The following is an 18,704-nucleotide window of genomic DNA, read 5'->3' as shown; positions in this document are numbered from 1 at the left end:
CTGCTCGCCGCCCTGCCGCAGGAGCACGAGCGCGCCGCCGGCGCCTGGCAGGCCGAGCAATCGGTCTGGCCCGAGCTCATGCGCCTCGCCTCCGGCGCGCTCGCCGCCCTCGCCGAGCTGCTCGCCGGCCTGACGGTCGACGAGGCCGCCATGGCCCGCAACCTCGCCCACGCCCCGGCCGCATCCCCCTCGCCCGCGATCCCGGCGCTGATCGAGGCGGCCCTCGCCGCCCACGCCCGCCAGGACCGCCGCCCTTGAGCGACGCGCCGAACGCCTGGCGCCGCGTCCCCCGCGCCCTGTTCGCCCGCCTCGGCCCCGGCCTCATCACCGGCGCCGCCGACGACGACCCGAGCGGCATCGCCACCTATTCCCAGGTCGGCGCCCAGTTCGGCTACACCCTCGGCTGGACGGTGGTGCTCGCCCTGCCCTTCATGGTCGCGGTGCAGGAGATCAGCGCGCGCATCGGCCGCATCACCGGCCGCGGCCTCGGCGCCGCGATGGAAGCCCACCTGCCCCGCCCGCTCGCCCTTGGCCTGATCCTGCTGCTCGCCATCGCCAATGTCTTCAATCTCGGCGCCGATCTCGGCGCGATGGCGCAGACCGCGCACATGCTCGCCGGCGGTCCCGAGCGGCTCTACACCGTGGCGATCGCGGTGTTCTGCGTCGTCGCCGAAATCCGCATCCCGTACCGCCGCTACGTCGCCGTCCTGAAATTCCTCACCACGGCGCTGCTCGCCTATGTCGCCCTGCTCTTCGTCCTGCGCCTGCCCGCGCGCGAGATCCTCGCCGGCGCGCTGATCCCCCGCCTCACGCTCGACCGCCCGGCCCTGCTCGCGCTCATCGCGGTCTTCGGCACCACGATCAGCCCCTATCTCTTCTTCTGGCAGGCGGCCGAGGAAGCCGAGGATGCCGGGCGCATCCCCACCGTCGGCCCGGCGGTGGCCGGCGAGCTCGCCCGCATCCGCTTCGACACCTGGACCGGCATGACCTATTCGAACGCCGTCTCGCTCTCGATCATCATCGGCACGGCGGCGACGCTGCACGTCCACGGCATTACCGACATCACCTCGGCGGCGGACGCGGCGAGCGCCCTCGCCCCCATCGCCGGCCGTTTCGCGCAGCTCGTCTTCGCCCTCGGCATCTTCGGCACCGGCCTGCTCGCCGTCCCCGTCCTCGCCGGCAGCACCGCCTACGCGATCGGCGAGGCGCTGCACTGGACGGTCGGCCTCTCCCGCCGCGCGCTCGAGGCCCGGGCCTTCTACGGCGTGCTCGCGGTGGCGACGCTCGCCGGCGTCGGCATCGTCTTCTCCCCGCTCACCCCGATCCGCGCGCTGTTCTGGGCGGCGGTGATCAACGGCGTCGCCGCCGCGCCGATCATCGCCGCGATGGTCGCCCTCGCCAGCCGCCCCGCGGTGATGGACGGCCACGTCCTGCCCCGCGCGCTGCGGGTCATGGGCTGGCTTACCGCCGCGCTGATGGGCGCCTGCACCCTGGCGATGCTGCTGGTCTGAGCCGGATCAGGAATTCCGCCGCTCGATCTCCACGCCGACGGACTGCATGTCCGGAAACACGTCGAGCTTCTCCACCCGCACGCGCACATGCGCGACCCGCGAGTCCTCGAGGCACAGCTCCGCCAGCCGCTCGGCCAGCGTCTCGACGAGCTGGACATGCCCGGCCGCGACCGCCGCCCGCGCGCCGATCACGATCCGCTCGTAATCCACCACCCGGGCGAGATCGTCCCGCCCCACGCCGGGGCGCGACATCAGCGCCCCCTGCGGGCCGGCCTCCTCGCGCACCGCGAGATCGAGATTGATCCGCACCCGCTGCGTGCGGCCGAATTCATGGGCATGGACGCCGATATGGGCGTCCAGCACCATGTCCCGCACGAACATCCGCCGCAGCGCCGGCGCTGCGGTGGCGGGCGGAGCGGGAAAATGGCTTTCGTTCATCCCCCGCCCATGCGCCGCCCCGCCGGCGAACGCAAGAGACGATCCCGCGTCGCCGGCGACCGCGAACGGCTCAGCCGGCGTGCACGCGTCCGCGCAGCTCGCCGGGCTTGTGCATCACGGTATGGATCATGACATACCAGTGCCCGCCCATCAGCTCCTTCGCCTGCATCGGCGTCAGCACCGCCGAGCCCCTGATCGGCCCGGCCGCCATCGGATGCGGCGGCGCCTTCGTCAGCCACACCTGCACCGGCCCGTTCTGCCCGGGCTTGCTGATCGGCCCGTGGAAATGCGCCATGATCACCTTGCTGCTGAGGTGGCTGTAGGTCACGTCCCACGTCACCCGGCGGGTCACCGTGTTGAACGTGCCGTGCATCATGCCGCTGCCGTGGGACATCGTCCCCGCCACCGGGTGCAGCGTCGCGGAAAGCCGCACGGTCTTCGCCTGCGCGATCCCGATCCCGCCGGCCAGCCCGGCGGCGAGCATCATCGCGGTCACGCCTCGCCTGTTCACCTTCACATCCGTCTCCTTGATGTCGTCGCGGCGCGATGCAGCCCCTCGCGCCAGGGGGATGTCCCGGCCGGGCCGGCGTCGCGCCGGGTCCCGGCCGTCAGTCCGCTCTGCCGCCCCCGAAGCCGCGGGCGGGTCTCAGGGCCGCGGCGTTACGATTTCGGGCTCCACAGCTCGCACCAGCCCTTCGGCGAGATGGCGCCGGCCACCGCCTTGCAGCGCCCGTCCTTGCCGGAACTGGAGGCCGGAATATACAGCGCGCAGCCGTCGCACTGGTGCCCGTCCTTCGGCTTGTCCTGATACTTCACCGCGGACTTGGCCATGCCGGCCGCCTCCGCCGTCTGGGTCGCCGCGATCCCGGCCACCGCGATCCCGGCGGAAATCCCCGCCGCCGTCTTCAGCAGCGCGCGCCGGCCGTTCGGTCTGGTCAATTCGGACATTGTTTCTTCTCCTGCCTGGCATGTCCCGTGGACAACACGGAACGAGAATGGGAACGAAGCCCGGATTGGCAAGCGCCCTCCGGGCCCGTCCACTCTAGATTGCCAAACATGGCATGAATCCGGCACGCACGAGATCGTGATCCCGCGCCGCCGCCGCCCGTCAGGGCAGCAGCACGGTGCTGCCGGTGGTCCGCCGCGCCTCCAGCGCCTCGTGCGCCGCCGCCGCCTCGGCGAGCGGGAAGGTCTGGTTGACGCGGATCTTCACCGCCCCGGCCTCGACCACCCCGAACAGGTCGTTCGCCACCGCGACGAGGTCGGAGCGCTTCGCCGTATAGGTCGCCAGCGTCGGCCGGGTCAGGAACAGGCTGCCCTTGGCCGCGAGAATGCCGACATCGACCGGCGGCACCGGCCCCGAGGCATTGCCGTAGCTCACCATCAGGCCGAGCGGCGCGAGCGAATCAAGGCTCGGCCCGAACGTGTCCTTGCCCACCGAATCATAGACCACCGGCACCATCGCGCCGTCGGTGAGCCGCTTCACCTCGGCGGCGAGATGCTCGTGCCCGACGATGACGTGATGCGCCCCGTGCGCGCGGGCGATATCCGCCTTCGCCTCGGTCGAGACGACGCCGATCACCGTGGCGCCGAGATGCCGCGCCCACTGGCAGAGAATGAGGCCGACGCCCCCGGCCGCGGCATGCACGAGAATGGTCTCCCCCGCCTGCACCCGGTAGGTCCGCCGCAGCAGGTATTGCGCGGTCATGCCCTGGAGCATCATCGCCGCCCCGGTCTGGAAGTCGATCCCGGCCGGCAGCTTCACCAGCCGGTCGGCGGCGATCACCCGCTCGGTGGCATAGGCGCCGACCGGCCCGCCGGCATAGGCGACGCGGTCGCCCGCCGCCACCTCGGTCACCCCCTCGCCCACCGCGACGACGACGCCCGCCCCCTCCATGCCGATGGTCGCCGGGAGATGCGGCACCTTGTAGAGGCCGGTGCGGAAATACACGTCGATGTAGTTCAGCCCCACCGCCTCGTGACGCACCAGCGCCTCGCCGCGGCCGGGCTCGGGCGTGGGCACGTCCTCCCAGCGCAACACTTCGGGCCCGCCATGGGCATGAATACGGATGGCCTTTGTCGTCATCTCTGTTTCTCCCGGAATGTCAGGCGCGGCGGCGCGCGCCGTCACTGAAAGCGGCGCCTTCGAGGGCGAGCAGCCGGCGCTTCATCGCCAGTCCCCAGCCTTCCTCGCTGCTGCCGCAATACCCGCCCAGCCCGTCCGCCGCGCGCACGCGGTGGCAGGGGATCAGGATCGGTATCGGATTGGCGCGGTTGGCGCCGCCGACCGCGCGGGCGCTGCCGCCGACATCGCGCGCCACCTCGCCATAGGTCCGCGTCTCGCCGCGCGGGATCGTGCGCAGATACGCCCACACGCGGCGCTGATACTCGGTGCCCGCCGGCGCCAGCGCCAGATCCTCGGCCAGCGGGCCGCCGTCGAAATAGCGCGCGAGCGCATCCGCCGCGCGGCGCAGCAGCGGCGTCGCCTCGTCCGCCGCCCCGCCGTCGCCGCCGAAGTCGATCGACACGATCGCCCCCGCCCGCTCATGCAGGACGAAACCGCCGAAAACCGGATGCTGCATTGATAATGAGGGCACTGGACTTTCCTCGGTTCAGGCTAGAGCCTCGCTTCCGGAAGTCAAGCCGACGTGATCGCCCGCCGTCCGCGACCGCTTCAGGCGGACGTCGCCGTCCGCCGGCGCCGCTCGTGCCAGGCGTCCATCAGCTTGAGCACCGCCGCCGCCGTCTCCTCGATCGAGCGGCGGGTGACGTTCACCGTCGGCCAGCCGCGCGCGCTACAGGTCCGCCGCGCCCAGAGCAGCTCCGCCTTCACCGCCTCCTCGTCGACATAGTCGCCGCTGTCCGGCCGGAACGCCCCCGCCGCCCCGCCGCCCTGGCCGAGCAGGGTGAGCCGGTGCCGGCGGATCTCGATCAGCGGCTCGGCGTCGATGAACAGGCCGACCACCGGGCAGGGCGGATCGTCCAGCACGCCCGGCAGCTCGATCCCCGGCACCATCGGCACGTTCGCCGCCTTGATGCCGCGATTGGCGAGGTAGAACGAGGTCGGCGTCTTCGACGAGCGCGAGACGCCGACCAGGATCACATCCGCCTCCGCCAGCCCGCGCAGCGCCTGGCCGTCATCGTGCGAGAGCACGAAATGCATCGCGTCGATCCGGCGGAAATAATCGGCATCCAGCACGTATTGCCGCCCCGGGGTCGGCCGCGTCGGCGTCCCCAGCTCCTCGGCCAGCAGGTCGAACACCGGGTCGAGCACGTGCAGGATGCGCAGGCCCAGCCGCTGGCAGGCCTCGTCCAGCTCGTGGCGCAGCGCCTGGTCGAGCAGGCTGCACAGCACCGGGCCGCGCTCCGCCTCGATCCCCTCCAGCACCCGGTGCAGCTGCAGCCGCGAGCGGATCAGGCTCCAGCGGTGCAGATGGATGTCCGATCCCTCGAACTGCACCGAGGCCGCCCGCGCCACCGCGTTCAGCGTGTCGCCGGTGGCGTCGGAAACCAGGTGGAGATTGAGCCGCTTGCCGTCCATGCATGGTCTCATAGCGTGGATAACTCGGGCCGCGAAACCGCCCGCGGTGGAAAGCGTGGATGAATTTCACACCGCGGCGAGCGGTGGATGAATTTCCCGGGCATCCCCCGCATATGTGGAAAAACCGGGGGTTTGATGCAGAATCAGCAGATTGCAGGCCGAGTTTTGCTGTGGAAAACTCTGTGCAGAAAAAACCGGATTGCGGGGTTCCCCAGAGTTCACAGCTAACACTACTCCCCCCGTCCTTTCCTATAAGACGAATTGAAGCTAGGCAGGTCGCATGACGGGACAACGCGCTGAAAAACCGGTTCTCAGGGTGCTCGGGGGAGAGGCGGTCTGGCCGCCGCCGGTCTGGCTGATGCGCCAGGCGGGCCGCTACCTGCCCGAGTATCGCAAGCTCAGGGAAAAGGCGGGCAACTTCATCGCCCTGTGCACCACCCCCCCGCTCGCGACGGAGGTGACGCTGCAACCCGTCCGCCGCTTCGGCATGGACGCGGCGATCCTGTTCAGCGACATCCTGATCCTGCCCTGGGCGCTGGGCCAGAAACTCCGCTTCGCCGAGGGCGAGGGCCCCCGCCTCGAACGGATCGACGGTCTCGCCGGCCTCGAGGCGCTCGATCCCGCCGCCCTGCGCCAGGGCACCGAGCCGGTGATGGAAACCGTCTCCCGCGTCCGCGCCGAACTGCCGCCGGAGACGACGCTGATCGGCTTCGCCGGCAGCCCCTTCACCGTCGCCTGCTACATGATCGACGGCCGCGGCGGCGATTTCCCGCTGACCCGCGAGGTCGCCTACGCCGATCCCGCCCTGCTCGCCGCGGTGATCGAAACCGTCACCACCGCGACGATCGACTACCTCTCCTGGCAGATCGAAGCCGGGGCCGACTGCGTGATGCTGTTCGATTCCTGGGCCGGGCTGCTGCCGCCCGATCTCTTCCGCGCCCATGTCATCCACCCCACGGCGCGCATCGTCGAACAGCTGCGCGTCCGCCATCCGGGCGTGAAGGTCATCGGCTTCCCGCGCCTCGGCGGGCTGATGACGCTGCCCTACATCGCCGATACCGGCGTCGACGCCGTCGGGATGGACACTTCGGTCGATCCCGTCGCCCTCGCCCGGCTCGCCCCGCGCCGCGTCGCCTTCCAGGGCAATCTCGACCCGCTGCTGCTGCGCGCCGGCGGCATCTCGCTCGGCCAGGCGGTGGAGCGGATCGCCCGCGGGCTCGAAGGCCATCCGCATATCTTCAATCTCGGCCACGGCATCGTGCCGGACACCCCGCCCGAGCACGTCGCCGCGGTGATCGAACGCCTCCGCTCGCTGGAACCCGGCGAGCTTGAGGAATCCGCCCTCGCCGCCACCTGAGCGCCATGAACGATTCCGAACCCGTCCTGCCCGTCCGCACCGCCATCGTCCTGTTCAACCTCGGCGGTCCGGACGGTCCGGACTCGATCAAGCCCTTCCGCGTCAACCTCTTCTCGGACCCGGCGATCATCCGCGCCCCGGTCTTCGTCCGCTTCTGGCTGGCCCGGCTGATCGCCCGCTCCGCCCAGAAAAAGGCCGAGGAGGGCTATGCGCTGATGGGCGGCAAATCCCCCCTGCTCGACCTCACCCGCCAGCAGGCGGACGCGCTGGAATCCGCCCTGCCCGGCGCGAAATGCTTCATCGCGATGCGCTACTGGCACCCTTTCGCGCGCGACGTCGCCCGCGAGGTGAAGGCGTGGAACCCCGAGCGCATCCTTCTGCTCCCGCTCTACCCGCAATTCTCCACCACCACGACCGGCAGCTCGCTCGCGGACTGGCACGATTCCGCCGCCCGCGCCGGCCTTGTCGCGCCGACCACCACGCTCTGCTGCTGGTATGACGATCCCGCCTTCGCCGCCGCCACCGCCGAGCCGGTCATCCGCACCTACGAAACGGCCCGCGCCGAACTCGGAGCCGGCGCGAAAATCCGCCTGCTCTTCTCCGCCCACGGCCTGCCGGAATCCATCGTCAAGGCCGGCGATCCCTACCAGGAGGAGGTCGAGGCCTGCACCGAGGCGGTGATGGCGGCGATCGAGCGCCGCCTCGGCCACCGGCCGGACCATCAGGTCTGCTACCAGTCCCGCGCCACGCCGCAGAAATGGCTCGAACCCTCGACCGAGCAGGCGATCGAACAGGCCGCGCGCGACAATACCGCCGTCGTCGTCATCCCCATCGCCTTCGTCTCCGAGCATATCGAGACGCTGGTCGAGCTCGACGTCGAATACCGCGAGGTGGCCGACCACCTGAAACTGCCCGGCTATTACCGGGCCCCGGCGCAGAACGACGACCCCGCCTTCATCGCCGCCCTGGCCGGCATCGCCCGCCGCGCCGTCGCCCACGGCCCGGGCCTCTGCTCGCATCGCGGCGGGCGGGCCTGCGATGCCCGCAACCGGGATTGCCCCTGGGCGCGCTATCGGGCAGTCGTGGCGGCATGAAACGCACTTTCGGCCTCGTCATCTTCGACTGCGACGGCGTCCTGATCGACAGCGAGCGCGTCTCCGCCGCGGTCATCGCCGAATCGATGACCGAGCTCGGCCTGCCGGTCACGCCGGAAGCGGCGATGGCCCGCTTCGTCGGCGTCTCGCTGCGCGCCATGCGCCCGATGATCGAGGCCGATCTCGGCCGTCCCCTGCCGCCTGACTGGAACGCGATGCTGGTCGCCCGCATCGTCGCCGCGATGGAGCGTCACGCCGAACCCATTCCCGGCGCGCGCGAGATCCTCGAGCATTTCGATGCCGTCGGCCAGCCCTGGCGCATCGCCTCCAACTCGGCCGATGTGGAGATGGACGCGAAATTCGGCCGCACCGGCTGGCTCGACCTCGTCGCCGGCCGCACCTTTTCCGCCCCGCGCCTGTTCCCCGAGGGCGGCCGCCCGAAACCCGCGCCGGACGTCTTCCTCGCCGCCGCGCGCTCGCTGCCCGCCGCCCCCGAAACCTGCCTCGTGATCGAGGACAGCGTCACCGGCATCGCCGGCGCCATCGCCGCCGGCATGACCTGCTACGGTTTTGCTCCGCACGGCAACGGCGAGCCTCTTCTCGCCGCCGGCGCCGAACGGGTCATAAGCGGCCACCACGAACTGCGCGACCTCGTCGCCCTCGCCGCCGCGATCGGAGCAAAAGCATGACCATCGCCGCCCTCGCGCCGTTCTACCGCTGGGAACTCGCCTTCCACGTGATGTCGGTCATCGCCTGGATGGCGGCGCTGTTCTACCTGCCGCGCCTCTATGTCTATCACTGCCAGCTCGCCCCCGGCTCGGCCGAATCCGCCCGCTTCAAGGTGATGGAACGCCGCCTGCTCAAGCAGATCGCCACCCCGGCGATGATCTCGTCCTGGACCTTCGGCATCCTGCTCATCCTCACCCCCGGCGCCATCTCCTGGTCGGCCGGCTGGTGGTGGACGAAATTCATCTCCGTCATCCTGATGAGCGGCTTCCACGGCGCGCTCTCCAAATGGCGGAAGAACTTCCTCAACGACGCCAACACGAAGCCCGAGCGCTTCTACCGCATCGCCAACGAGGTCCCGACCATCCTGATGATCGTGATCGTCATCATGGTCTTCGTGAAGCCCTGAGCCGGCGCAGGTTCCACATCACCGCCACATTCCGGTCATCGAAACACCGGTTTTCGCGCGTCATATCTCCCCGATCCGCAAGGATGGAGGAAGAGACATGAAACAATCCGCCCTCAGGGCCGTCGTTCTGGCCCTCGCGCTGACCGGTCTCGCCACCGCGCTCGCCGGCTGCGTCTACTACCCCTATGGCGGCCCCGGCTATTACGGCGGCGGCTACTATCACGGCGGCTGGCATCACGACGACGACGACCGCTGATGAACTGAGCCCGTCCCGGGCCTGATCATGGCAGGCATCCCGCCTGCCGCAAGGTGGCCGCCTTGCGGCCCGTCGTGTCCCTCATATACAACCGACCGGATGGCGCCCCAGGGCGCCGCCGGAACACGACAAAAGGGGGATAACGATGACCGAAAGCGCACCGCTCGACGAGGCAATCCGCACGGCCCTGCTTTCGGTCTCGACCGCGACTCTCACCACCGTGCTGCTCAAGAAGGGCCTGCGCAATGTCTGGCTGCGCGGCACGGCGCCGCTCGCCGCCGGCCAGGGCCGCAAGGTCGGCCGCGCCTTCACGCTGCGCTTCGTCCCCGCCCGCGAGGATCTCGCCACCCCCGCCTCCTGGGCCTCGCCCATCTCCACCCGCGCCGCGATCGAGGCGATGCCGGAAGGCTGCATCGCCGTCGCGGATGCGATGGGCATCACCGATGCCGGCATTTTCGGCGACATTCTCTGCGCCCGCATGGGCAAGCGCGGCGTCGCCGGCCTCGTCACCGACGGGGTGATGCGCGACCTCGCCGGCGTGCTCGGCACCGGCCTGCCGGTCTGGTGCCGCGGCGCCGCCGCCCCGCCCTCGGTCGCCGGCCTCACCTTCGTCGCCTGGCAGCAGCCCATCGCCTGCGGCGGCGTCGCCGTCTTCCCGAACGACGTGATCGTGGTCGATGACGACGGCGCCGTGGTCATTCCCCAGGCCCTGCTCGACGAGGTGGTGCCCGAGGCGATCGAGCAGGAGGCGCTGGAAGCCTGGATCATGACCGAGATCGACCGCGGCGTGCCGCTCCCCGGCCTCTACCCCGCCAACGCCGAAACCAAAGCCCGCTACGAAGCCTTCCGCGCCAGCCGGAAGGCCTGACCGTGTCGGGCTTGCGCAAGGGCCTGACCAGCTACGGCGATGCCGGCTTCTCGCTTTTTCTCCGCAAGGCCTTCATCAAGGCGATGGGCTATTCCGACGATGCGCTGGACCGCCCCATCATCGGCATCACCAACACCGGCAGCGACTACAACCCCTGCCACGGCAACAGCCCCGACCTGATCGAGGCCGCCAAGCGCGGCGTCATGCTCGCCGGCGGCCTGCCGATGGTCTTCCCCACCATCTCCATCGGCGAGAGCTTCGCGCACCCCACCTCGATGTTCCTGCGCAACCTGATGGCGATGGACACCGAGGAAATGATCCGCGCCCAGCCGATGGACGCCGTCATCGTCATCGGCGGCTGCGACAAGACGCTCCCCGCCCAGCTCATGGGGGCGATCAGCACCAACCTGCCCACCATCGTCGTCCCCACCGGCCCGATGGTCGTCGGCCACCACAAGGGCGAGGTGCTCGGCGCCTGCACCGATTGCCGCCGCCTCTGGGGAATGCACCGCGCCGGGCAGATCGACGCCGCCGAAATCGAGACCATCAGCGGCCGCCTCGCCCCCTCGGTCGGCACCTGCATGGTGATGGGCACCGCCAGCACCATGGCCTGCGTGATCGAGGCGCTCGGTTTCTCGCTCCCCATGAGTGCCACAATCCCCGCCGTCCATGCCGAGCGCCGCCGCATCGCCGAGGCCAGCGGCAAACGCATCGTCGACCTGGCGAAAGCCGGCGCGCCCCGCCCGCGCGACCTCATCACGCCCGCCGCCTTGCGCAACGCCCTCACCGTCCTGCAAGCCATCGGCGGCTCGACCAACGGCATCATCCATCTCACCGCCATGGCCGGCCGCGCCGGAACACGAATCGAACTCGAAACGGTGGACGAGATCGGCCGCAACGTCCCCGTCCTGGTCGACCTGAAACCCTCCGGCGATCACTACATGGAGCATTTCCACCATGCCGGCGGCGTCCCCCGCCTGCTGCGCGAACTTTCGCGCCATCTCGATCCTGCGTCCCCCACCGTCAGCGGCCGGACCATCGGCGAGATCGCCGAAGCCGCCGAGATCGTCCCCGGCCAGACCGTCATCCGCGGCGCGGACAAGCCGCTGAAATCCACCGGCGCCCTCGCCGTGCTGCGCGGCAATCTCTGCCCGCGCGGCGCCGTCATCAAGCAATCCGCCGCCTCGCCGCATCTGCTGAGCCACACCGGCCCGGCCCTCGTGTTTGAAAATGTCGAGGACATGGCGGCGAGGATCGATTCCGACGAGCTGGACGTCACACCCGAGACCGTCCTCGTCCTGCGCAATACCGGTCCCATCGGCGCGCCCGGCATGCCGGAGGCCGGCTACCTGCCCATCCCGCGCAAGCTCGCCCGCGCCGGCGTGAAGGACATGGTGCGGATCTCGGATGCGCGGATGAGCGGCACCGCCTTCGGCACCATCGTGCTGCACATCGCCCCGGAATCGGCGGCCGGCGGCCCGCTCGCCCTGGTCCGCACCGGCGATCCGATCCGGCTCGACGTCGCGGCGCGAACGCTCGACCTGCTGATCGACGATGCCGAATGGCAACGCCGCGCCGCCGAACTCGCCGCGACGCCAAGGCGCCCGCCGCCCGCGCGCGGCTACGCCCGCCTTTTCGAAACCACCGTGTTGCAGGCCGACGAAGGCTGCGATTTCGATTTCCTGCAGGGAGGCCCACAAGAATGAGCGACCGCCCGAAACTTCTGTTCCTCGGCAGCCTGATGCCGGTCATCGAGGACTCCCTCGAAGCCGGTTTCGAAATCCTCCGTGACGACGGCACCAATCTCGACGCGCTGATCGAGCGTCACGGCGCCGAAATCCGCGGCATCGTCACGCGCGGCCGCCGCCCGACCGACGCCGCGCTGATCGCCCGCCTGCCCGCCCTCGAACTGATCGCCAATTTCGGCGTCGGCTACGACACGGTCGATGCCGTGGCCGCCGCCAAACACGGCGTTATCGTCACCAACACGCCGGACGTGCTGAACGACGAGATGGGCGATTTCACCGTCGGCCTGCTGCTCGCCACCATCCGCACCCTGCCCGCGGCCGAGCGTTTCCTGCGCGCGGGAAAATGGCTGCACGACGCCTTCCCCCTCGGCAACAGCCTGCGCGGCCGGCGCATCGGCATCGCCGGCATGGGCCGCATCGGCCAGGTCATCGCCCGACGCCTCTCCGGCTTCGACCTGCCGATCTCCTATCATTCCCGAAACAGGGTTCCCCATCTCGATTATCCGCATTTTCCCTCGCTCGTCGAACTTGCCGCCAATGTCGACGTGCTCATCGTCGTGCTCCCCGGCGGCCCGGCGACGCGCCATGCGGTGAACGCCGAGGTGCTCGCGGCGCTTGGTCCCGACGGCGTCCTGATCAACGTCGCGCGCGGCACGGTCGTCGATGAAGCCGCGTTGATCGACGCACTCGGCAGCCGGAAAATCCTCGCCGCCGGCCTCGATGTTTTCGAAGACGAGCCGCGCGTGCCGGCAGCCCTTCTCGCCTGCGACAACGCCGTGCTGGTCCCCCATGTCGGCACCGCCACGCATCACACGCGTGGCCTGATGGCGGATCTGCTGATCCGCAATGTCCGTGCGTGGTTCGGCGGTGAGGGGCCGATCACGCCTGTCGCCGAGACACCGGCGCCCGGGCGCCGCGCGCCACAAACAGATAGTTCGATATCAAAACAATGAAGCTCGATCATACCGCACGCGGCGTCTTCCCCATCGCCCCCACACCCTTCCTGCCCGACGGCGCGGTCGACACGAAGTCGATCGACACCATGTGCGATTTCTATTTTTCCGCCGGCGCCACCGGCCTGACCATTCTCGGCATCATGGGCGAGGCCCCCAAGCTCGACGCTGACGAGGCGTTAGCCATCTCCCGCCAGGTCATCGGGCGGTGCGAAATTCCCGTCATCGTCGGCGTCTCCGCCCCCGGTTTCGCCGCCATGCGCAACCTTGCCCGCGCGGTGATGGATGCGGGCGCCGCCGGCGTCATGATCGCCCCACCGCCCTCACTGCGCACCGACGACCAGATCGTGACGTATTACCACAACGCGATCGAGGCGATCGGCGGCGAAATCCCGTTCGTGATCCAGGACTACCCGCTCACCCTCTCGGTGATCATGACGCCCGCCGTCATCCGCCGCATCGTCATGGACCTGCCCTCCTGCGTCATGCTCAAGCACGAGGACTGGCCGGGGCTTGAAAAGATCTCCGCGCTGCGCGCCTTCCAGCGCGAGGGCAGCCTGCGCCCGCTTTCGATTCTCACAGGCAATGGCGGGCTCTTTCTCGATTTCGAAATGGAGCGCGGCGCCGACGGCGCGATGACCGGCTACTGCTTCCCCGACATGCTGGCCGATGTCGTCCGCCTCTCGAACGACGGCAAGCGCGACGAGGCGCACGACCTGTTCGACGCCCACCTCCCGCTGATCCGCTACGAACAGCAGCAGGGCGTCGGCCTCGCCACGCGGAAATACGTGCTGCGGAAGCGCGGCGCCATCGCGCACGATGCCCAGCGCGCCCCCGCCGGCAAGCTCACCGAAACCGCCCGCGCCGAAATCGATTTTCTGCTCCGCCGCCTCGCGAAGCACGACCCCCGCGCCCATTTCTGAAGGACACCGCAAGTGAAAAACCGTTTCGAAGGCAAGACGGCGGTTATCACCGGCGGCGCCGCCGGCATCGGCCTCGCCGCCGCCACGCGCATCATCGCCGAGGGCGGCAACGCGGTATTGTGGGATCGCAGCCGTGACGCGATCGTCGCCGCGGCCCGCGAACTCGGCCCCGCCTGCTCCGGCGAGGCGCTCGACGTCACCGATTTCGCCGCGCTCGAACACGCCGCCGCCGAGGCGGTGCGCGACCATGGCGCGATCGACATCCTCATCGCCGGCGCCGGCATCACCGGCCCCAACACCACCACCTGGGACTATCCGGTCGATGCCTGGCGCCAGGTGATCGAGGTCAACCTCACCGGCGTCTTTCTCACCTGCAAGGCGGTGGTGCCGCACATGCGCGCGCGCAACGCCGGGCGCATCGTGAACATCGCCTCCGTCGCCGGCAAGGAAGGCAACCCCAACGCCTCGGCCTACAGCGCGTCGAAGGCCGGCGTCATCGGCCTCACCAAGTCGCTCGGCAAGGAACTCGCCACCACGCCGATCACGGTGAACTGCATCACCCCCGCCGCCGTCCGCACCGCGATCTTCGAGCAGATGAGCCAGCAGCACATCGACTACATGCTCTCGAAAATCCCGATGAACCGCTTCGGCACGGTCGACGAAATCGCGGCGCTGATCTGCTTCCTCGCCTCCGACGAAGCCTCCTTCAGCACCGGCGCGGTGTTCGACATCTCCGGCGGCCGCGCCACCTACTGACGCGCCGTTATTTCACCGGCGGCGTCCAGCGCAGCAGCAGCAGCGCGTTCGTCACCACGCTCACGCTCGATGCCGCCATCGCCGCCCCCGCCACCATCGGGCTCAGGAACCCGATCGCGGCCAGCGGAATCCCGATCACGTTATAGGCGAAGGCCCAGAACAGCCCCTGGCGGATCTTGCGCATCGTCGCCCGCGCCACATCCAGCGCCGCCGCCACCAGCGCAGGGTCGCCGCGCATCAGCGTGATCCCCGCGGTGTGCATCGCGACATCCGATCCGCTCGCCATCGCCATGCCGATATCCGCCGCGGCGAGCGAGGGCGCGTCGTTCACCCCGTCGCCGACCATGGCGACCACGCGGCCCTCCCGCCGCAGCGCCGCCACCGTCGCGGCCTTGCCCTCCGGCAACTGCCCGGCGATCACCTCGTCGATGCCGACGGCCCTCGCCGCCGCCGCCGCACTGCCCGCATTGTCGCCGGTCAGCAGCACCACGCGCCGCCCCTGCGCCCGCAGCGCCGCCACCGCCTCGCGCGCGCCACGCTTCGGCGCATCCCCGAACGCGACCAGCCCGAGCACCCGCCCCTCGCCGATCACCCAGGACACGCTGCGCCCCTCTTCCTCCAGCGCCGTCGCCCGCTCCGCCAGCGCCCCCGGCTCGGCGCCCTGCTCCTCCAGCAACCGCGAACTGCCGATCAGGATTCCGATCCCCCCGACCGTTCCGCTCACGCCCCGCCCGGGCAGCGCCGTCACCCCGCTCGCCGGCCGCGCCGCGATCCCGTCCGCCGCCGCCCGCGCGCACACCGCGCGCGCCAGCGGATGCTCGCTGCCCGCCTGCACCCCCGCCATCACCGCGAGCAGCTCCGCCTCCGAAACCCCCTCGGCCGGCGCCACCGCCACGACCGAGGGTTTCCCCTCCGTCAGCGTGCCCGTCTTGTCGAACACCACGGTATCGACCCGCTCCGCCGCCTCCAGCGCCTCGGCGTCCTTCACCAGGATGCCGTGCCGCGCCGCGACACCGGTTCCCGCCATCACCGCGGTCGGCGTCGCCAGGCCCAGCGCGCAGGGGCAGGCGATCACCAGCACCGCCACCGCGTTCAGGATCGCCGCCGAAACCGTCGCCCCCGCCAGCAGCCATCCCGCCAGCGTCACCGCCGCCACCGCCACCACCGCCGGCACGAACACCGCCGCCACCCGGTCCACCAGCCGTTGGATCGGCGCCTTCTCCGCCTGCGCGGTCTCGACCAGGCGGATGATCTTCGCGAGCGTGGTTTCCGCCCCCACCGCCTCGGTGCGGACGAGCAGAACCCCCTCGCCGTTGATCGCCCCGCCCGGCACGCGCCCGCCCGCCGCCTTCGGCACCGGCAGGCTTTCCCCCGTCAGCATCGAGAGATCGACGGCGGACTCCCCCGCCTCGATCGTCCCGTCCACCGGAATCCGCCCGCCCGGCCGCACCACCACGAGGTCGCCCGTCCGCACCTGGCCGATCGGCACCTCCCGCTCGGCGCCATCCGCCCCGCGCACCAGCGCCGTGGTCGGCCGCAGCGCCTCCAGCGCCTTCAGCGCCGCCCCGGTCTGCCGCCGCGCCCGCGCCTCCAGCCACTTGCCGAACAGGATCAGCGTCGTCACCGTCGCCGCCGAATCGAAATACAGCGGCGGCGCGCCCCGCCCCGTCACCCAGGCCTCGGCCAGCAGCACCGCGCTCAGCCCGTAGGCGGCGCTGGTGCCGAGGGCGACCAGCAGGTCCATGTTCCCCGAGAACGCCCGCGCCGCCGCCCATCCCGCCCGATAGAACCGCGCGCCCAGCCAGAACTGCACCGGTGTGGCCAGCAACAGCTCGGCCCATCCCGGCAACATGAAGCGCGATCCCGCCATGTGCAGCGCCATGGCGCCGACCAGCGGCACGGTCAGCGCGGCGGCGACGATCACGTGCCGCAACTCCCGCTGGCCTTCCGCCGCCCGCCGCGCCTCCTCGCCGGCGGCCGCCTCCGGCGCGTCCGCCACCGCGCGCGCCTCGTATCCCGCCTTGCCGATCGCCGCGATCACCGCCGCCGCGTCGAACCCGTGGCCGGAGATCCGCGCCCGCTCGTTGGCGAGGTTGACCGACGCCGCCGCCACCCCCGGCACCTTCCGCGCCGCCCGCTCCACCCGCGCCACGCACGAGGCGCAGGTCATCCCGCCGACCGAAAGGTCGATCACCGTGTCCGCCGCGCTGTCCTGGCGCGTCGCCGCGCCGCTGATCTGGTCCATGGCAAGCTCCTTCGCCGCAGCATATGGGTTTGCCATCGTGGGAAGGTCAAACCCGCGCCCCCCGCGCCGCGCATCCCTGCCCCCATCCGCCGGCCTTGACCTTTCCCCATGGGCAATCGCCATTTGCATCATGCATCGCATGAAAAGGAGCGAACCATGATCGAGCTCAATGTAGAGGGCATGACCTGCCAGCATTGCGTCCGCGCCGTCACCGAGGCGGTGCGCACCGTCCATCCCGGCGCCGAGGTCGCGGTCGATCTCGAAACCGGCAAGGTGCGGATTCCCGCCGCCGCGGCGCAGGAGCAGCCCGCCCTTGTCGCCGCGATCGAGGAAGAGGGCTACAAGGTGACATCGTCACCCTGAACCCGGAGCCCGGCGCTTGCCCGTCCGTCACCTTCTTCTCGTCGGCGCCGGCCATGCCAGCATCGAGGTGCTGCGCAGCTTCGCGCTGGCGCCGGTGGCCGGGCTGCGGCTGACCGTGCTCACGCCTTCGCCCGCGCTCCGGTATTCGGGAATGCTGCCCGGCATCGTCGCCGGCCATGCCGATCCGGCGGCGGGGACGATCGACACGGCCGGCCTCGCCCGCGCCGCCGGCGCCGCCCTCTGCGTCGACCGCGCGAGCTTCGTCGATGCCGGCCGCCGCCGCGTCTTCCGCGATGGCGGCGATCCGGTCGATTACGACCTGCTGGTGCTCGATGTCGGCGCCCCGCCGGCCACGCCCGACGCGCCGCAGGCGCTGCCCGTCCGCCCGGCGGACGAGCTGCTCGCCCGCCTCGCCCCGCTCGACGAGGCGGCCGCGCGCCCCGCGCCGTTCCGCATCGCCGTGGTCGGCGGCGGCGCGGCGGGGGTGGAACTGGTCTTCGCGCTCGAAACCCGGCTGCGCGCCCGCCGCGCCGAAGCCGGCGCCGACCCGGCGACGCTGTCCTTCGTGCTGCTGCCCGGCCCGTTCGGCCTGCTGCCGACCCTGCCCGCCGGCGTCGCCCGCCAGGTCCGCGCCCTGTTCGCCGCCCGCGGCATCGAGGTCGGCCCGTCCGGCCTCGCCGGCGCGCCGAAGGACGGCGCGATCCCGCTCGATGACGGCTCGCGGATCGAAGCCGACGTCTCGCTCTGGGCCAGCGGCGCCGCCGCCCCGTCCTGGCTGCGCGGCGGCGGCCTCGCCACCGACGCGAAGGGCTTCGTCGCCGTCGCCCCCACGCTGCGCTCCATCTCGCACGAGAATGTCTTCGCCGCCGGCGACATCGCCGGGTTCGGCGGCATGAAGGTGCCGAAATCCGGGCTTTACGCGGTCCGCCAGGGCCCGGTCCTGGCGGAGAATCTCCGCCGCCATGTCGATGGCCGGCCGCTCCGCCCGTTCCGCCCGCAGCGCGCCGCCCTCTACCTGCTCGCCACCGGGCCGGACCACGCGATCGGCACCCGCAACGGCATCGTCTTTTCCGGCGCCTGGGTCCGCCGCTGGAAGGACCGGATCGACCGCCGCTTCATCGCCCGCTTTTCCACGCCCTGACCGGCTTTCCGCGCCCCCGCCCGCCATTCCGCCCCTTGCTCCGCCGCCCGATCCGCGCCAGAGACGTCGCGGTCCAGGAACATCGCAAGGAGGCGGAAAGCCAGACATGAGCGAAACGGTTCACGACATCCTGCGCGCCCATGCAGGCGCCCGCGCCATCGCCGCGCCCGGCCGCGCGCCGCTGTCCGGCCCCGCCCTCGCCGCGCTGGCGGAGGAGGTGCGCGCCGCCCTGAACGCCCGCGGCATCGGCCGCGGCGACCGTGTGGCCATCGTCCTGCCCAACGGCCCCGCCGCCGCCACCGCCTTCGCCGCCATCGCCGCGATGTGCTGCGCCGCCCCGCTCAACCCCGCCTACAAGGACCAGGAATTCGAATT

Annotated in this window: 21 protein-coding genes and 1 pseudogene; 15 read left to right on the top strand and 7 right to left on the bottom strand. The window is 70.9% G+C overall.

Annotated features, from left to right (window positions below; all coding sequences use genetic code 11):
* Positions 1-258, top strand: a pseudogene (locus RT91_RS13150) (3-carboxy-cis,cis-muconate cycloisomerase); the annotation flags it as partial.
* Positions 255-1,511, top strand: coding sequence for an NRAMP family divalent metal transporter (locus RT91_RS13145; RefSeq protein WP_012040090.1), 1,257 nt, complete (start codon positions 255-257; stop codon positions 1,509-1,511). The pseudogene RT91_RS13150 and the gene RT91_RS13145, both read left to right, overlap by 4 nt.
* Positions 1,512-1,517: 6 nt before the next feature.
* Here the strand turns inward: RT91_RS13145 and RT91_RS13140 are convergent, their stop codons facing one another.
* From RT91_RS13140 to RT91_RS13115, 6 genes are all read right to left on the bottom strand, one after another.
* On the bottom strand, positions 1,518-1,949 hold the full coding sequence (locus tag RT91_RS13140; RefSeq protein WP_035187649.1) for a dihydroneopterin aldolase: 432 nt from the start codon (positions 1,947-1,949) through the stop codon (positions 1,518-1,520).
* Positions 1,950-2,019: 70 nt separating this feature from the next.
* On the bottom strand, positions 2,020-2,466 hold the full coding sequence (locus RT91_RS13135; protein ID WP_012040089.1) for a CHRD domain-containing protein: 447 nt from the start codon (positions 2,464-2,466) through the stop codon (positions 2,020-2,022).
* A gap of 143 nt (positions 2,467-2,609) precedes the next feature.
* A complete protein-coding gene (locus RT91_RS13130; protein ID WP_007423526.1) occupies positions 2,610-2,897 on the bottom strand; it encodes a high-potential iron-sulfur protein in 288 nt (95 codons plus the stop codon).
* Between the two features lie 160 nt (positions 2,898-3,057).
* Positions 3,058-4,035, bottom strand: a complete 978-nt coding sequence (locus RT91_RS13125) for a quinone oxidoreductase (protein ID WP_007423527.1) — start codon at positions 4,033-4,035, stop codon at positions 3,058-3,060.
* A gap of 19 nt (positions 4,036-4,054) precedes the next feature.
* Complete coding sequence (locus RT91_RS13120; protein WP_012040088.1) at positions 4,055-4,546, bottom strand: methylated-DNA--[protein]-cysteine S-methyltransferase; 492 nt, start codon at positions 4,544-4,546, stop codon at positions 4,055-4,057.
* A 77-nt stretch (positions 4,547-4,623) separates the two neighbouring features.
* On the bottom strand, positions 4,624-5,490 hold the full coding sequence (locus tag RT91_RS13115; RefSeq protein WP_007422355.1) for a pyruvate, water dikinase regulatory protein: 867 nt from the start codon (positions 5,488-5,490) through the stop codon (positions 4,624-4,626).
* Between the two features lie 280 nt (positions 5,491-5,770).
* Here RT91_RS13115 and hemE point away from each other — a divergent pair, with 280 nt between their 5' ends.
* The 10 genes from hemE to RT91_RS13070 all read left to right on the top strand — a co-directional run bounded on the left by hemE (position 5,771) and on the right by RT91_RS13070 (position 14,580).
* Positions 5,771-6,847, top strand: a complete 1,077-nt coding sequence (gene hemE, locus RT91_RS13110) for a uroporphyrinogen decarboxylase (RefSeq protein ID WP_012040086.1) — start codon at positions 5,771-5,773, stop codon at positions 6,845-6,847.
* A gap of 5 nt (positions 6,848-6,852) precedes the next feature.
* Positions 6,853-7,941: a ferrochelatase gene (hemH, locus tag RT91_RS13105; RefSeq protein WP_007422353.1), complete on the top strand. Its 1,089-nt coding sequence runs from the start codon at positions 6,853-6,855 to the stop codon at positions 7,939-7,941.
* The gene (locus RT91_RS13100) at positions 7,938-8,630 is read left to right on the top strand and encodes an HAD family phosphatase (protein ID WP_007422352.1); all 693 of its coding nucleotides are present in this window, start codon (positions 7,938-7,940) and stop codon (positions 8,628-8,630) included. The genes hemH and RT91_RS13100 overlap by 4 nt, the downstream gene beginning before the upstream one ends.
* Positions 8,627-9,076: a protoporphyrinogen oxidase HemJ gene (gene hemJ / locus RT91_RS13095; RefSeq protein WP_007422351.1), complete on the top strand. Its 450-nt coding sequence runs from the start codon at positions 8,627-8,629 to the stop codon at positions 9,074-9,076. The genes RT91_RS13100 and hemJ overlap by 4 nt, the downstream gene beginning before the upstream one ends.
* Positions 9,077-9,173: 97 nt before the next feature.
* Positions 9,174-9,332, top strand: a complete 159-nt coding sequence (locus RT91_RS22190; protein WP_013640841.1) for a hypothetical protein — start codon at positions 9,174-9,176, stop codon at positions 9,330-9,332.
* Between the two features lie 145 nt (positions 9,333-9,477).
* Entirely contained in the window at positions 9,478-10,200 is a 723-nt protein-coding gene (locus RT91_RS13090; protein ID WP_035187648.1) for a ribonuclease activity regulator RraA, read from the top strand.
* Positions 10,201-10,202: 2 nt separating this feature from the next.
* Entirely contained in the window at positions 10,203-11,906 is a 1,704-nt protein-coding gene (locus tag RT91_RS13085; protein ID WP_035187647.1) for an IlvD/Edd family dehydratase, read from the top strand.
* Positions 11,903-12,901 (top strand): 2-hydroxyacid dehydrogenase, encoded by a 999-nt coding sequence (locus tag RT91_RS13080; protein WP_035187646.1) that lies wholly within the window; start codon positions 11,903-11,905, stop codon positions 12,899-12,901. Before RT91_RS13085 ends, RT91_RS13080 begins: the two co-directional genes overlap by 4 nt.
* A complete protein-coding gene (locus tag RT91_RS13075) occupies positions 12,898-13,824 on the top strand; it encodes a dihydrodipicolinate synthase family protein (protein WP_007422347.1) in 927 nt (308 codons plus the stop codon). The genes RT91_RS13080 and RT91_RS13075 overlap by 4 nt, the downstream gene beginning before the upstream one ends.
* Positions 13,825-13,836: 12 nt before the next feature.
* Positions 13,837-14,580, top strand: coding sequence for an SDR family NAD(P)-dependent oxidoreductase (locus RT91_RS13070; protein WP_035187645.1), 744 nt, complete (start codon positions 13,837-13,839; stop codon positions 14,578-14,580).
* Positions 14,581-14,587: 7 nt separating this feature from the next.
* On the opposite strand, the gene RT91_RS13065 is transcribed toward RT91_RS13070, so the two are convergent.
* Positions 14,588-16,825, bottom strand: coding sequence for a cation-translocating P-type ATPase (locus RT91_RS13065; protein WP_035187644.1), 2,238 nt, complete (start codon positions 16,823-16,825; stop codon positions 14,588-14,590).
* 156 nt (positions 16,826-16,981) lie between these two features.
* Here RT91_RS13065 and RT91_RS13060 point away from each other — a divergent pair, with 156 nt between their 5' ends.
* From RT91_RS13060 to RT91_RS13050, 3 genes are all read left to right on the top strand, one after another.
* Positions 16,982-17,188 (top strand): heavy-metal-associated domain-containing protein, encoded by a 207-nt coding sequence (locus RT91_RS13060; protein ID WP_007423852.1) that lies wholly within the window; start codon positions 16,982-16,984, stop codon positions 17,186-17,188.
* A gap of 16 nt (positions 17,189-17,204) precedes the next feature.
* Complete coding sequence (locus tag RT91_RS13055; RefSeq protein ID WP_013640835.1) at positions 17,205-18,329, top strand: FAD-dependent oxidoreductase; 1,125 nt, start codon at positions 17,205-17,207, stop codon at positions 18,327-18,329.
* Between the two features lie 106 nt (positions 18,330-18,435).
* Positions 18,436-18,704, top strand: a 269-nt coding sequence (locus RT91_RS13050) for an AMP-binding protein (RefSeq protein WP_035187643.1), incomplete at its 3' end; no start/stop codon positions are given.

It is taken from the genome of Acidiphilium sp. JA12-A1 (genome assembly GCF_000724705.2).
Classification (GTDB): Bacteria; Pseudomonadota; Alphaproteobacteria; order Acetobacterales; family Acetobacteraceae; genus Acidiphilium; species Acidiphilium multivorum.
This window is presented reverse-complemented; position numbering and strand designations above follow the sequence as displayed.

Excerpts from the sequence above, each read along its gene's own strand:
- RT91_RS13140 (WP_035187649.1), bottom strand. The coding sequence starts at position 1,949 with ATGAACGAAAGCCATTTTCCCGCTCCGCCCGCCACCGCAGCGCCGGCG.
- RT91_RS13130 (WP_007423526.1), bottom strand. The coding sequence starts at position 2,897 with ATGTCCGAATTGACCAGACCGAACGGCCGGCGCGCGCTGCTGAAGACG.
- RT91_RS13125 (WP_007423527.1), bottom strand. The coding sequence starts at position 4,035 with ATGACGACAAAGGCCATCCGTATTCATGCCCATGGCGGGCCCGAAGTG.
- RT91_RS13115 (WP_007422355.1), bottom strand. The coding sequence starts at position 5,490 with ATGGACGGCAAGCGGCTCAATCTCCACCTGGTTTCCGACGCCACCGGC.
- hemE (WP_012040086.1), top strand. The coding sequence starts at position 5,771 with ATGACGGGACAACGCGCTGAAAAACCGGTTCTCAGGGTGCTCGGGGGA.
- hemH (WP_007422353.1), top strand. The coding sequence starts at position 6,853 with ATGAACGATTCCGAACCCGTCCTGCCCGTCCGCACCGCCATCGTCCTG.
- RT91_RS13100 (WP_007422352.1), top strand. The coding sequence starts at position 7,938 with ATGAAACGCACTTTCGGCCTCGTCATCTTCGACTGCGACGGCGTCCTG.
- hemJ (WP_007422351.1), top strand. The coding sequence starts at position 8,627 with ATGACCATCGCCGCCCTCGCGCCGTTCTACCGCTGGGAACTCGCCTTC.
- RT91_RS22190 (WP_013640841.1), top strand. The coding sequence starts at position 9,174 with ATGAAACAATCCGCCCTCAGGGCCGTCGTTCTGGCCCTCGCGCTGACC.
- RT91_RS13090 (WP_035187648.1), top strand. The coding sequence starts at position 9,478 with ATGACCGAAAGCGCACCGCTCGACGAGGCAATCCGCACGGCCCTGCTT.
- RT91_RS13080 (WP_035187646.1), top strand. The coding sequence starts at position 11,903 with ATGAGCGACCGCCCGAAACTTCTGTTCCTCGGCAGCCTGATGCCGGTC.
- RT91_RS13075 (WP_007422347.1), top strand. The coding sequence starts at position 12,898 with ATGAAGCTCGATCATACCGCACGCGGCGTCTTCCCCATCGCCCCCACA.
- RT91_RS13065 (WP_035187644.1), bottom strand. The coding sequence starts at position 16,825 with ATGGACCAGATCAGCGGCGCGGCGACGCGCCAGGACAGCGCGGCGGAC.
- RT91_RS13060 (WP_007423852.1), top strand. The coding sequence starts at position 16,982 with ATGATCGAGCTCAATGTAGAGGGCATGACCTGCCAGCATTGCGTCCGC.